The sequence below is a fragment of the Niallia sp. RD1 genome (assembly GCF_024219955.1).
In the GTDB taxonomy this organism is placed as follows: Bacteria; Bacillota; Bacilli; order Bacillales; family Cytobacillaceae; genus Niallia; species Niallia alba.
Genome location: NZ_CP100420.1, coordinates 3,414,151 through 3,427,712, shown reverse-complemented (window position 1 = coordinate 3,427,712; position 13,562 = coordinate 3,414,151). Strand labels below are relative to the sequence as shown.

At 35.0% G+C, this 13,562-nt stretch carries 15 protein-coding genes and 1 other annotated feature (1 of these 16 running past the window's edge); all 15 genes read right to left on the bottom strand.

Annotated elements, in window-relative coordinates; all coding sequences use genetic code 11:
- Positions 1-81: a binding site (T-box leader), on the bottom strand (it extends 155 nt beyond the left edge of the window).
- Between the two features lie 58 nt (positions 82-139).
- The 15 genes from NKG37_RS16265 to NKG37_RS16195 all read right to left on the bottom strand — a co-directional run bounded on the left by NKG37_RS16265 (position 140) and on the right by NKG37_RS16195 (position 13,507).
- On the bottom strand, positions 140-637 hold the full coding sequence (locus NKG37_RS16265; RefSeq protein ID WP_016201026.1) for a DivIVA domain-containing protein: 498 nt from the start codon (positions 635-637) through the stop codon (positions 140-142).
- Between the two features lie 201 nt (positions 638-838).
- Positions 839-1,612, bottom strand: a complete 774-nt coding sequence (locus tag NKG37_RS16260) for a YlmH family RNA-binding protein (RefSeq protein ID WP_254414942.1) — start codon at positions 1,610-1,612, stop codon at positions 839-841.
- Positions 1,613-2,179: 567 nt separating this feature from the next.
- A complete protein-coding gene (locus tag NKG37_RS16255; protein ID WP_016201024.1) occupies positions 2,180-2,440 on the bottom strand; it encodes a YggT family protein in 261 nt (86 codons plus the stop codon).
- Positions 2,441-2,446: 6 nt separating this feature from the next.
- Positions 2,447-2,917 (bottom strand): cell division protein SepF, encoded by a 471-nt coding sequence (locus NKG37_RS16250; RefSeq protein ID WP_101730058.1) that lies wholly within the window; start codon positions 2,915-2,917, stop codon positions 2,447-2,449.
- A 12-nt stretch (positions 2,918-2,929) separates the two neighbouring features.
- Positions 2,930-3,607, bottom strand: a complete 678-nt coding sequence (locus NKG37_RS16245) for a YggS family pyridoxal phosphate-dependent enzyme (RefSeq protein WP_212116851.1) — start codon at positions 3,605-3,607, stop codon at positions 2,930-2,932.
- Entirely contained in the window at positions 3,585-4,433 is an 849-nt protein-coding gene (gene pgeF / locus NKG37_RS16240) for a peptidoglycan editing factor PgeF (protein WP_101730059.1), read from the bottom strand. The genes NKG37_RS16245 and pgeF overlap by 23 nt, the downstream gene beginning before the upstream one ends.
- 375 nt (positions 4,434-4,808) lie before the next feature.
- Positions 4,809-5,588 carry an RNA polymerase sporulation sigma factor SigG gene (sigG, locus tag NKG37_RS16235; RefSeq protein WP_016201020.1) on the bottom strand — a complete coding sequence of 260 codons (780 nt, stop codon included), beginning with the start codon at positions 5,586-5,588 and terminating at the stop codon, positions 4,809-4,811.
- Between the two features lie 150 nt (positions 5,589-5,738).
- The gene (sigE, locus tag NKG37_RS16230; RefSeq protein ID WP_016201019.1) at positions 5,739-6,458 is read right to left on the bottom strand and encodes an RNA polymerase sporulation sigma factor SigE; all 720 of its coding nucleotides are present in this window, start codon (positions 6,456-6,458) and stop codon (positions 5,739-5,741) included.
- Positions 6,459-6,503: 45 nt separating this feature from the next.
- On the bottom strand, positions 6,504-7,436 hold the full coding sequence (gene spoIIGA / locus NKG37_RS16225; protein ID WP_016201018.1) for a sigma-E processing peptidase SpoIIGA: 933 nt from the start codon (positions 7,434-7,436) through the stop codon (positions 6,504-6,506).
- A gap of 523 nt (positions 7,437-7,959) precedes the next feature.
- Complete coding sequence (gene ftsZ / locus NKG37_RS16220; protein WP_016201017.1) at positions 7,960-9,126, bottom strand: cell division protein FtsZ; 1,167 nt, start codon at positions 9,124-9,126, stop codon at positions 7,960-7,962.
- 171 nt (positions 9,127-9,297) lie between these two features.
- The gene (ftsA, locus tag NKG37_RS16215; RefSeq protein ID WP_101730061.1) at positions 9,298-10,581 is read right to left on the bottom strand and encodes a cell division protein FtsA; all 1,284 of its coding nucleotides are present in this window, start codon (positions 10,579-10,581) and stop codon (positions 9,298-9,300) included.
- Between the two features lie 331 nt (positions 10,582-10,912).
- On the bottom strand, positions 10,913-11,278 hold the full coding sequence (locus tag NKG37_RS16210) for a small basic family protein (RefSeq protein WP_016201015.1): 366 nt from the start codon (positions 11,276-11,278) through the stop codon (positions 10,913-10,915).
- A complete protein-coding gene (locus NKG37_RS16205) occupies positions 11,278-12,006 on the bottom strand; it encodes a DUF881 domain-containing protein (RefSeq protein ID WP_367975939.1) in 729 nt (242 codons plus the stop codon). Before NKG37_RS16205 ends, NKG37_RS16210 begins: the two co-directional genes overlap by 1 nt.
- 32 nt (positions 12,007-12,038) lie before the next feature.
- Positions 12,039-12,737: a DUF881 domain-containing protein gene (locus tag NKG37_RS16200; protein ID WP_101730062.1), complete on the bottom strand. Its 699-nt coding sequence runs from the start codon at positions 12,735-12,737 to the stop codon at positions 12,039-12,041.
- Entirely contained in the window at positions 12,734-13,507 is a 774-nt protein-coding gene (locus tag NKG37_RS16195) for a cell division protein FtsQ/DivIB (RefSeq protein ID WP_016201012.1), read from the bottom strand. Before NKG37_RS16195 ends, NKG37_RS16200 begins: the two co-directional genes overlap by 4 nt.
- Between the last annotated feature and the right edge of the window lie 55 nt (positions 13,508-13,562).

Below are 13,562 nucleotides of genomic sequence, written 5' to 3'. Positions count from 1 at the left end.
CAACTTATCTCAGGCTTACACCGTCCCTGATTCGCTTTTATAAGTTTTTTGGAAATCTACTATCCCTATCAACGCTACATGAATATATATTTGTGAAAAATTATATTTCATAACTCAATGATTCGTCAAGACTAGGCTTTTATTTTGTTGAATTTAATTCGGAAGCATCCAATTCATATTCTAATAAATGATCCCAATCATCGTTATTCAGCATATCTAATTGTGCTTCAATTAGCATTTTGAATCGAGTACGGAATACTTTTGATTGCTTTTTCAATTCTTCAATTTCAAGAGCAATCTTTCTAGCTTTTGATAGTGATTCATTAACAATGCGGTCAGCATTTTTTTCTGCTTCTTTAATAATTAATTTTGCTTCTTTTTGTGCATTGCGTTTAACTTCTTCGGCAGCCTCTTGTGCTACAACAATTGATTTATTTAACGTTTCTTCAATATTATTATAGTGGCCGATACGGTCAGTTAACTCGTTTAATCTTTCTTCTAGTTCTTTTTTCTCACGGATAATATTTTCATAATCTTTAATTACCTGATCAAGAAATTCATTTACTTCATCTTCATCATAACCACGGAAGCCTTTGGCAAATTCCTTATTATGAATATCTAACGGCGTTAATGGCATAAAGCCACCTCCCAAACTTCAATTTCTTTATGTATCATCCTTATTTCGACAGTATTATCGGATTTCCTGCATTATTTTTGAAAAATATGAAGAAACGTGAAAAATAATGCTGTTGAAAATATTGTATCATATATACTAAATAAAAAAACCATGTTTTTTGTTTGAAACAGAAATTATAGAACTTCATCAATTTCTTATTCTCTACTTCAATTTACCTACCACAATTCTCCATTTATCTTTTTTCGTTTTTCCTTCAATCGATTTAATGGTAGCCCTGCCTTCCCCACGGACAGAAAATACATCTCCTTCTTCACACATAAAAGCTACATTTTCATTTAAAGTGAAATTTACTTTTACTAATCCTTGCGTGATAAAAGTCTTTGCCTTTTCTCTTGAGAACTTATAAACGGCTGCAATGAGTGTATCGAGGCGCAGAGAGGAAGTGGTCGTAGTTATTTCGGTCCAATGTTCTTCTTTAGCAATGATTTTTTTCAAAGGAATCGCGGTAAGACTCACCTTTGCTTTTCCAATCGAATCAAGCTGAAGCCTTACATAATCTTCAACTTCTCCTGCAACAATAAATTGAATGTCCCCGTCAGCAACGAAAATATCTCCAAATTTGCTACGATTTAAACCAAGTGACATTAGACTCCCTAAAACATGGGGATGTTCGATTGTGACAAACTTCTTCGGATAATTTACTTCAAGTAAAGAGAGATTAAAATCCGCTTTTGTTGCCTGATAATACTCGGGGTAAAGGATTGCTCTTTTTCTTTCTGCTTGCTCATGCCCACCGAAAAAAGCATATTTTACTTCGCGATGGTCCCCAATGATCATACTTAAGACTTTCTGTTCCCGTGGATCCAAAAAATCGGTTAATTTCGGAGCATATGTATTCTCGACATAGCTTCGCCAATTTTGTACTTGATCGATAAATTCTCTTTCGTCTGGACGAAAGTGTTGATAGATTGACATCTTTTCAGCTCCTTTTTTGCATAGAAAAAGGGCTGGGACAAAAGTATTCCAACCAAATATAAAACCGAACAATTATATGAAGATGCTAATCAAATTCTCGTATAATTGTTTGTTTTTTCATTCTGAATGGGTTTTGTGGTAGTCACCCGCAGACTGAATACACTTCGCTTTCCATGGGGCGAGCGCCGAGCCGCTTCGGCTTCGCCTGCAGGGTCTCGGACTTTCTCGCAGCTCCCATAGGAGTCTACGTGTATTCCGTCTGCTCCGTTTTTCCTAATAATTATATTTTCTTTTTTAAAAAATGATGGAACGAAACAACCTTTAAAAACGGAGTGAAATGGAGCGGAGGACCCTCGACTCCTGCGGGAAGTAGAGCAAAACCTAAGACCCCACAGGCTTTAGCCGAGGAGGCTTAGGTTGCTCCCCGCGGAAAGCGAGGGTCTGTAGCGCAATGGAACGAATTGGTTTTACTACTAAATTAGAGATTGTTCGTCTTTATGCATTATATATTTTGTTTTGTCCCTGCCTCTTTTTACATTTGTTGAGTATAGACCTTTATAAAATTACTTAGAACCAATAAAATAATTGTCCAATCCCTCTTCCTGCTAGATTTAATACAAAAATAGCCACAATTGGTGAAATATCGATCATGCCAAGAGGCGGAATAAATCTTCTAAAAATCTCTAAATATGGTTCACAGATTTTTGCAAGAAAAACACCAATAGATGTTTCACGAGCATTCGGAATCCATGACATTAATATATAAACAATAAGCGCGTAAGAATATATGGTTAAAGCATTAGCCAAGATACTTATAATAAAATTCATTCGTTGTTACCACCTCGTATTTTCATATTCTGCATCTTGCAAGATTTGCGAAATATTCCCTGAAACTTCTACGTTATCTGGTGTACATAGGAATATATCTGTGCCGATTTTTTGAATATCTCCACCAATGGCGTAGACTGTTCCACTTAGGAAATCAATAATCCGCTTCCCTTGATCTTTTTCGATACGCTGTAAATTAACAACGACAGCACGACGGTTTTTTAGTTGGTCAGCGATATCCTGTGCTTCTGCATATACACGTGGTTCAACCAAAAATACTTTTGATGATTTTTGAATGCTTTGCAAACTTACAACATTTTGGTTACTTTTCGGTTGTTGAACGTGCTGTGTCTGCTGAACTGGTTGCTTATAATTTCGAACAGGTTCGCTTGGTTCTTCTTGATATCTTACTTGCTCTTCCTCATAATCTTCATCTTCTAAAAAAAAGAAAGTTTTTATTTTTGATTTTATACTCATTTTAGTTGCCTCCTATTTCTCGCTTCCTACTAAAGCAGTTCCAATTCTTATCATCGTTGCTCCCTCTTCGATCGCAATTGAATAATCATTCGACATTCCCATAGAAAGCTCTGTGCATGGAGCATATGGTAATTGTAATTCTTTTACATCTTCTTGAATGCTTTTTACTTTTTGAAAGCACTGACGAAGCAATTCCTTATCGTCTGTAAATGGCGCCATTGTCATTAATCCAATTACTTGAATATGAGGATATTCGGATAATTGTTTAACAAAATCAACAACTTCCTCTGGCTCCATTCCATGCTTTGATTCTTCTTGCGAAACATTTACCTGTACAAAACACTTTATGGTTCGATTTGCTCTCTTATGTATTTCTTTTGCTAAAGATAATCGATCCAATGAGTGAATATAGTCTACATAATCTATAATACCTTTTACTTTTCTTGTCTGCAATGATCCGATAAAATGCCATACCGGCTTGTCCTGAAGAACCTCATACTTTGCCAGTAAGCCTTCTTCACGATTTTCACCTAAATGAACAATTCCAGCATCGACTGCTTCTTGTGCTCGCTCTATTGTAACATATTTTGTCACTGCAATAATCGTTACCTCTTCTGGTTTTCGATTTACTTTTTCACAAGCAGTAGCAATTTCCTGTTTTATAACTTCAAGATTTTCTTTCACTAACATTTTCGTATTCTTCTTCCTCTCTCCATCCAATATAACTCATCATTCTCCCGGTTTTCCCCTTATCCCTTCTATGGGAGAAAAAATAAGCGTCATCTTCATAAGTACAATAATTGGTTATATGAATATTGCTTGCCACCATTCCTTCTTCTAACAATATCTGTTTATTCACTTCTTGCAAATTAAGACTGTATTGTCCCGGAGAAACAGTGTCATATGGCTTTTGCTTAGAATGGATCGCCTTTTCCACTTCGTTAATAACTCGATCATCCACAATATAGTGACGATCTGTAATGGATGGACCGATTACAGCAAGTACCTCTTCTACAGGTATCTTATGGGAAGCAAATACTTTCAACATTTCGCTAGCAATGCCTTGGACTGTTCCTTGCCACCCTGCATGCGCAATTCCAATCGCCTTTGTAGTTGGATGGATAAAATATAGCGGAACGCAGTCAGCAAAACATAAAGTTAATAATATATTTTTTCCCAAAGTAAAGAAACCATCTGTATCCTTTAGCGCACTTTCATAATCTGTAGCTCCTTTGCCAATATGAGCTTTTGTTACTTCGACAATATTAACTTTATGGGTTTGCTCTGCACCAACCCATTGTTCTAATGGAATTGTTAAATTTTGCGCTACTTCTATACGGTTTGCAACTACTGTTTCTTTTTGATCATTTACATGAAATGCCATATTTAAACTAGCATAATCGCCTTTACTTTTCCCACCATTTTTTGTTGTGAAACCAGCTATTAGTTTTGGAAACTGTTGCTCCCACAATTCAAGATTAAAAAACTGCTTATTTCGTAAAGTAAAAGGTTCCATTCTCTAACCCCATCTTTTTGTTTTAGTTTACCATATGGACCTATCATTGGTCACAGAAAAACATGATTTTCTTTGGAAATTAGGTTGCTTTTTAATAAAATTAGCTCAATTTGCTTTTTTCTTATTCACAGGACTTGGTGAACAAACGTTGATGGGTTTCTTTGTTACCCTTTCAGTCTTTTCCAAGCCCATTCTATCAGTTGAGAGTCCGCCTAACTTTTTAGAAAAACAGTATTCATCATATCCGGACTGTCCATCACTCAAATATATTATGTATATTTATAAAAGAGTAGTATTATATTTCTTCTCAATAGAAAAGGTTAGACATCATTAAAGTACACATACTTTAAGAAGTCTAACCCTTTTATTCCTATTTTAGCTTTGAATATTTTTATTCATTTGTTTAATAGCAGCCTTTTCCAATCTTGAGACTTGTGCTTGTGAAATGCCGATTTCATCTGCAACTTCCATTTGTGTTTTCCCTTGGAAAAACCTTTTTCGTAAAATTAGTTTTTCACGATCATTTAACCGGCGCATTCCTTCTTTTAATGCCAATTCTTCAACCCACTGTATATCTTTATTTTTTTCGTCACTTAATTGATCCATCACATAAATCGGATCTCCGCCGTCATTATAAATTGGTTCAAAAAGCGACACAGGATCTTGAATAGCATCTAATGCAAAAACAATATCCTCATGTGGAATGTCTAACTCTTTGGCAATTTCCTCAGCTGTCGGTTCTTTTGATGTTTTATTCATCAATCGTTCTCTGACTTGTAATGCCTTATAAGCAATGTCTCTCAGAGATCTGGAAACCCTAATTGGATTATTGTCGCGTAAATAACGGCGAATTTCACCAATAATCATTGGGACAGCATAGGTGGAAAACTTAACGTTTTGACTTAAATCAAAATTATCGATAGATTTCATTAGACCAATACAACCCACTTGAAATAAGTCATCCACGAATTCTCCTCGATTATTAAATCGTTGAATCACACTTAATACGAGGCGGAGATTTCCATTTACGAGACTTTCTCTTGCGGATATATCTCCCTCATGCATTTGCTTGAAGAGCAATCTCATTTCTTCATTTTTTAACACTGGAAGCTTTGATGTATCAACACCGCAAATTTCTACTTTATTTCGAGTCAATCTATTTCCCTCCTCACAGGAGCTGCTGTACAAAAAACAGTATCTCCCCGAGAAGGAAAAATATGCATGATAAGAATTTTTGTTAAATTTCCAATTTACGCTAATTTCGATTGGTATTATGTGGGACAAGGCTTTTCAATCGAAAAACTTTTAAACCATTTTATTAAATTCCTTTTGTAGTCTTTTAATAATTCTTTTTTCTAAACGAGAAATATATGATTGAGAAATTCCCAGCATATCTGCAACATCTTTTTGCGTTTTTTCCTCTCCAGTGCCTAAACCAAATCGCAATTCCATGATTTGTTTTTCCCTTTTAGATAGCTGGTGAAGTGCTTTTACTAATAGCTTTTTATCTACGCTTGCATCTAAATCCTTTGTTATAATATCATCTTCTGTCCCCATTACATCTGAGAGGAGAAGTTCATTTCCATCCCAATCAATATTTAATGGCTCATCAAATGATACCTCTGAGCGAATTTTATTATTTCTGCGCAAATACATTAAAATTTCATTTTCAATACATCTTGAAGCATATGTTGCCAGTTTAATTTTTTTCTCTGGATTAAACGTATTGACAGCCTTAATTAATCCAATAGTGCCAATACTAATTAAGTCTTCAATATTGATACCCGTATTTTCGAACTTTCTCGCTATATAAACAACGAGGCGCAAGTTTCTTTCAATCAACATCGAGCGAGCCGCTTGATCTCCTTTTGGAAGTTTCTCCAAAAGCATTTCTTCTTCTTCTTTCGTTAACGGAGGAGGTAGTGCTTCACTTCCACCAATATAAAATACTTCGTCTGTTTTCAATCCAATTTTAATTAAAAATTTGTACCAGTAATAAGATAAGCGAAGCTTCCATTTCTTCATGTGCATTTCCTCCTTCTAAACGATGATTTTCGTGAGTATAGTATATTAACTAACCTTTTCCTCCACTGATTTTTTTCCTATAAGCATTTTCGGATGAACAATGCAATCAAATGCATCCTCGGCAGACAGAACTTGGTTTGTAAAAGATATTAATCCTTTTTCAACAGAAATTATTTCGTGGTCTTTTTTTAATAGCAAAAGATCGGGCTTTACGGCAATGATGAGCTGATGATCTTTTCCGACTACTTTATAGGGAATGATGCGCATCTTACTTTCCCATTCTGGAGCAATCGGCTCACTGCCGTAGATTACCTCTTCTGGCTGCTCTGATAAACGAATTAACTCTGCTGGCATATTACTTACAATATTTTTCAATGAAACAAACATAACAGGAAGACGAGAGATTGGGTCATATACCTGGTTCCCACTATCCACCAATCCTTTTACCACAAACTCTTTCCCACCTAATTGAAATGTAACATCAATTATTTGCTCATATTGAATCTTGGTCACTTCAATCCCTTCCACATTTCTTCGCGAAAAGTACCAAGCAATTGGAAAACCTAGAAGCACAAACAACCAACTAATCGGATCTCCAAATCCCTTTACACTAGCAAGAAGAACAGAAGAAGAAAGTTGAAAATCAAATTGGATAAAATAATGAGCACCGATCAATGTTCCGCCAATTAAAAAGGTGGCTAAGTAGAAAATCATTAACGCTTGAAAATAGGTTCGAAACCGCTTATATCCAAATGCAGTAGCTACCATTACAACAGAAAAAAGTAGTTTAGATACAGGATGACTTGTATAGGTACTAAGAGGAGTGATGGATAACAGAATAATTAGAGAACCCATGAATCCTCCAAGTAAAATTCTCCAATGAATGATTTTTTTCTTCAAAAGAATTCCAGTTAAGTATAGTAATAAACTGTCAAATAGAAAATTTAATAGCCATATCACATCTAAATAAATGGCCAAGCATGTAACTCCTCCTCTCCTGCATCGAAGCTTTGTAAAGAATGTTACTATCTTTATTCATCTGCACTAACGAAAAATTAACTCAACAGCATTGGCTCGCAATTCTTACACATGAAAAAAGAATTCTCCATCAAAGCCACAAAAGAAGTAAATCTTCTCTATTAATCTGTTACGAAAAAGTATAACGTACTTGTTCTTGAAATTCTGTCACTTTCTGTAATCAAAAAATCAGAAATTTCCTCTATTTCTAACGGTTTTTGTCACTATCTCTCCTAAGTGATTAATTATTAGTTCTAGAGAAATATTATCAGTTTTTTCACTTTTTCTAGGGAATTGTTAACGGGAAGGATAATAACGGTCAAAAGAAAAAAATATTAAAGTAAAAAGTTTTCTCTAAATAGTTTTTGTTTTTAAATGAAAAAATCAAAAGAATTATAGAACAACCAATCTTACAAAAATAGCAAAATAAAAAACCTCTCCATTATTGTAATAAATAACAGAAAGGTTTTTACTGCAGAAATAATTATCTTCTACGGTTTCTATTTCTTAAGAATGTTGGGATATCTAAGGCATCCTCTGTTTGTTGTGCGTTAGTGTTTCTTGGCTGTTCTTTTTGAACGTGTTGTTCTTCTCTTTTTACTTCTCTAGTATTAACAGGATTGCTGTTTTGGCTTGGACTATTATTATTTGGCTTTAGCCCTCCAAATCCAGGTCTTCCTGGCTGTGGTTGCGATAAATCTTGGTTAAATCCTGTAGCAATTACAGTAACAACAATCTCATCTTTTAGATTATCATTGATAACAGATCCGAAAATCATGTTTACGTCTTGATCAGAAGCGGATGCAACAATATCTGCTGCTTCTTGTACTTCATACAAGCTTAAATTTGATCCACCAGTAATATTCATAAGCACCCCTTGTGCTCCATCAATGGAAGTCTCAAGTAGTGGTGAAGAAATTGCTTTTTTCGCTGCTTCTGCTGCACGATTTTCGCCTGAAGCAACCCCAATACCCATAAGTGCTGAACCTTTGTTCACCATAATTGTTTTCACGTCTGCGAAGTCTAGGTTAATTAGACCTGGCGTTGCGATTAGGTCAGAGATACCTTGCACACCTTGTCGGAGTACATTATCTGCTTCTCTAAATGCTTCAAGCATTGGTGTCGACTTATCTACGATCTCAAGTAAGCGGTCGTTTGGAATGACGATTAAAGTATCTACTGCGTCTTTTAATGCGGTAATACCACTACCAGCATGTGTAGACCTTTTTCTTCCTTCAAAAGTGAATGGTCTCGTCACAACTCCTACGGTTAAAGCACCTAGGTCATGAGCGATTTGAGCAATAACTGGTGCAGCACCTGTACCAGTTCCACCACCCATTCCAGCCGTTACAAAGACCATATCTGCCCCTTTTAACGCCTCTTCAATTTGTTCTTTGCTTTCCTCAGCGGCCTTTTTACCTACTTCCGGATTTGCACCTGCTCCTAATCCTCTTGTAAGTTTTCCGCCAATTTGCATCTTAATTTCTGCTTTTGATAAATTTAATGCTTGTGCGTCTGTATTCACAGCAATAAATTCTACCCCTTGAACACCGTGTTCAATCATTCGGTTAACAGCGTTATTACCACCGCCACCTACTCCTATAACCTTTATTACAGCTAGTGAATCTATATTTGTATCAAATTCCAACATGACAAATCCTCCTAATTCGTCGATATTCAGCAGTATCGAACTGTCCGCATCTCAAGTCTTGGTGATATGGAGTACATACCATTTTTTATAACCTAGACTGACTTTTAAACGACTCTCAGCCTTCTCGAAGTTCTTTTTTATCAACATTATACTTGTCTTTTTAACATTTCATTAATCAAAGAAATAACCCATAAATTTCTTAAACTTTGAAGGTTCTTTTTCCACTTGTTTTTTCTCGTATGCTGGTTTTTGGGATGATGGTTTTTGGACTTTTTCCCTAGTATCAGCCGGAATAGTGACAGGGTTATGGATATTTCCACCTTGGAGTTTACTATTTTTATAGGAGAATTTAATTAAACCAACAGCAGTGGTATATTGTGGCTCTCTTACTCCAATATAATCTGGAATAGCAATTCTAACTCGGCTTTGGAAAACATCTTGTGCCAATTCTAAAATTCCTTTCGTACTAGCTACCCCACCAGTCAAAACGAATCCTCCTGGAAGGTCGTATACACCATGTCTCACTAGTTCGTCACCAACAAGTTCAAAGATTTCTTCTAATCTAGCTTCTATAATATCAGAAATCTCTAACTGATTAAATTGTTGATGCTGATCGCTTCCTATAATAGGAACACTAAATACTTCCTCTTCAGAAGCATGATCATAAAACGCATATCCATACTTAATTTTAATTTTCTCTGCATCTTCTGTTGTAGTTCGGAGACCAATCGATAAATCCTTGGTAATATTGTCTCCCCCTACAGGAATAACACTGGTTGCTTTTAGGAATCCATTTTCAAATACAGCTATAGTAGTGGAACCACCGCCGATATCGATCAAGGCCACTCCTAAGTTTTTTTCATCTTTTGAAAGTGCAAAAGAGCCAGCAGCAAGTGGTTGCAAGGAAATATCTTGAATTTCCAAGCCAGCTCTTTCTACACATCTTAAGGTGTTATGTAAAATGGTTTTACTTCCAGTTATAATCGTACCTTCCATTTCAAGCCGTACACCTATCATTCCTCGAGGATCCGTAATTTCATCTAATCCATCTACAATAAATTGTTTAGGAATAATATCAATAATTTCTTTTTCTGGGGGAATGGAAACTACTTGTGCAGCATCCTTTACCCTAATCACATCTTCAATTGTAATTTCGCGATTTTCACTTGATACTGCAACTACCCCTCGTGAGGTTTGCAGATTTACATGATTTCCCGAAACGCCAACAATTACTTGTTTTATCTCCATCCCTACCATTCTTTCGGCTTGCTCTATTGCCTGTCGAATAGAATGAACGGTTTCATCTATATCCACGATTGAACCTTTTTTTAAACCTTCTGATGGGACGATGCCTACACCAATAATATTTAAAGATTCGTTAATCATTTCGCCAATGATTACTTTTATGCTGGATGTACCGATGTCTAGACTTACATAAAGTTCATTGCTGTTCATTCTCGGGCACCTCCTTTTGCATTTTAAATAATGTGAACAACAAATTATGTCATACTGTCAATAATTCAACTTTTTATAAAGAAGTAACGTCTGCTATTTACATAGTTTTTATGATATACATAAAATAATCTAATCTTCACAACTATTATATTGTATACCAGGCAACACCATATTTTCACTAAGTTTTCGCTAAGTGTCAATACAATTTTGGTCTTTTTTACTACAAATAGGACTAATTACTCACCCCATAAGGAAATATTGTAATTCACTTCCACATATCTATTAATATTTAAATTATTCGCCAAAACTAATATATTCCCTTTTTTCTTTGTCAACTTTTTTCAATTTTTTCAGGAGAATTAGTATTTGATTTTTTTAAAATAATACTTCTAATTACAGCTATGTTTTGAAATAGTCTAACACCAAATGCAAAAATTGCCGCTAAATATAAGTCTACACCAAGATGTACACCTAGAAAAGCTAAACTTGCTGCAAGTGCAATATTAAAGAAGAAGCCTGTTACAAATACTTTTTCATCAAATATATTTTGCAAATGAGCACGAATCCCGCCAAATAAGGTGTCTAATGCAGCAAGAACTGCAATGGATAAATAGTTTGCATACTCTTCTGGTACCTTTATATCGGTTAATAATCCAAAGACTATTCCAACAATCAACCCAAATATCGGAAGCCACATTAAGAATCGCCTCCTTTATTTGTATTTACCTGCTCCATATAATGGACGTTAATGGTATCACTATAGGCAGGAATCTTGATTGATTCTTTTGGCTGCTCAACATTTAATAACAGATTAGATAAGAAAAATTCGTCAGCTGATTTAGAAACCTTCATGTAGTTAAATAATTTTTCAGCTGTATTCGAATCTTTTGCTATCACCTTTATTTCAATTGGTAGCTGATTGAGAGAATTTCCATCCATTTTCAATACATTGTTTACTTCACGGATAACCGTTGTATTCACATAGCGATTGTCATTTATCGCTATCTCCTCGGCTCCATATAAATTTAATTCATTAACTAACCGTTGCATTAATTCAGAAGTGACTACTCCTGGATCTTCTCCTAGCAGAATTTCTTTACTTACCGGCTCGATCTTTATGATGATCCCACTCCCAGTAACCTCTGTTGCCCCTGCTTCCTGCTTTAATTCTGCCAAAGTATCTTTCAATACTTTTTCTTTACTTTGAGATGTGTTATTCTCATACTCTTCCACTTTTGCGTTAATCGAACGAATCTCATTAATAAGCTGTAATTCTAATTTTTTTTCATAGATGAGATCTTCTCGTAATTCCCACGTATCTCTCGTATCTCGAACAACTGGTTCTTTTATTGTCTGAAATTGCACAGCTATCATAAATCCTACAATAAGCGTTATTCCTGTCATTGTTATAAATTTCTTATTCACAGCGCATCATACTTTCTTATCCATACTTATTGTTAATTAACTTTTAAAGGATCCATTTGAATTGTTCGTTTTTTTTCAAGTGTAAATCGAACATTATCATTTACTAATAAATCCTTTACGCCACCATTAATATTAATTGCGCCTTCTAATACATCACTATCACCGATTGCTGTAATAACAAAAGGTGCGGGGTGTTGGTAACCATCTACTTCGATTACCGGACCATTACATAGTATGTAAGAGTTATGTGATAGCCTTTGTCCATTAATACTAATCGCTTGTGCACCAGAAATATAAAGTTCATTGATCACTTTAAATACATGATGCTCATGTACTAAATAATTGCTCACATTATCTTCTTTTGGATTATACTCTCCATCTTCTAATGTAATTTGTATCCCTTCCCCTTTGACAGCAACCTTTCCTAAATAGATCCGATATTTTTCCGCATCCTCTGCCAAGTTATAATACGTTTCTGCTTCATTAGAAAGATCCTTCTCTAGTTGAACTAATTTTCGTTGGGTTCCCTTTAATTCTTTATATAGCTCATTATTTTTTTCTTCCTGCTCAATCAATTCATTTCGCAAATCCAAATCTCTTTCGAATTGACTTTCACTAATTTCTTGACCATCATCTTTTTTTGTATTTTGATATGAGAAGGAAATCATAAATCCGAGAACAAGAAAAACTAATGAGAAGATAACATTTCGTCTTCTTTTATTAGTCTTCACTCTTCTTTTTCCCCTTCCGAATCAAAAGCTTTGAAATAAGAACCTACTTCTAAATCAATAACTCCTTTTTTATCCGTGTTTAGTTGTGCAATGATGGAAGGATAATGCTTCATTTTATCCGAAAAAGAGGATAAAGATGCCAACACTTGATTTCCGTCATTCATATAAATGGTAACATGCCATTTATCTGTATTTTTAGGGGTATACCTTATTTCAGAAATAGCATTATACACTTCTGCAGAAAGGTTACTTAATTCTTCCCCTATCTTCGTAATTACTCTCTCATCTTCGCTCTTCATATCTTTAATAATCGGAGCATCATAGGGGCTATTTGTCATTGCTCTATCATGCAACATATCCCCATTCTCTAAAAGAGGAATGAATTTATTCTTCACTTCAAAATAAGCAATCTTCCTATACTCTTTTACGTCAATATGCACAGTATTTGGAATAGCGATGGAAATCTTCGCAGATTTAATCCCACCTGTATCTTTCAGTTTTTCTGCTAACTTGTCTTTTTTGATTGTCCAAATATTTGTATTACTGTTAATTCCACTCATTTTCTCCAAGTCTTCATAAGTATATAAATGATTTCCTGTAATTTCGATGTTTTTGACATGACTTAAAGGTGATTGGAAGTATATTACGCAAACGATGATAAGGAAGAATAAGAGGAGAAGGAAAATAAGTCGACGATTCGCCTTTTTTCGTCTCTGTTCTTTTAATTTTGGAATTCGATCTTCTAAAGAAACAACCTTCCCTTTGTCCAAAAAATCACCCCGGTATTATTAAATAAGGAAATAGTACAAAACAATTTAATAGGTT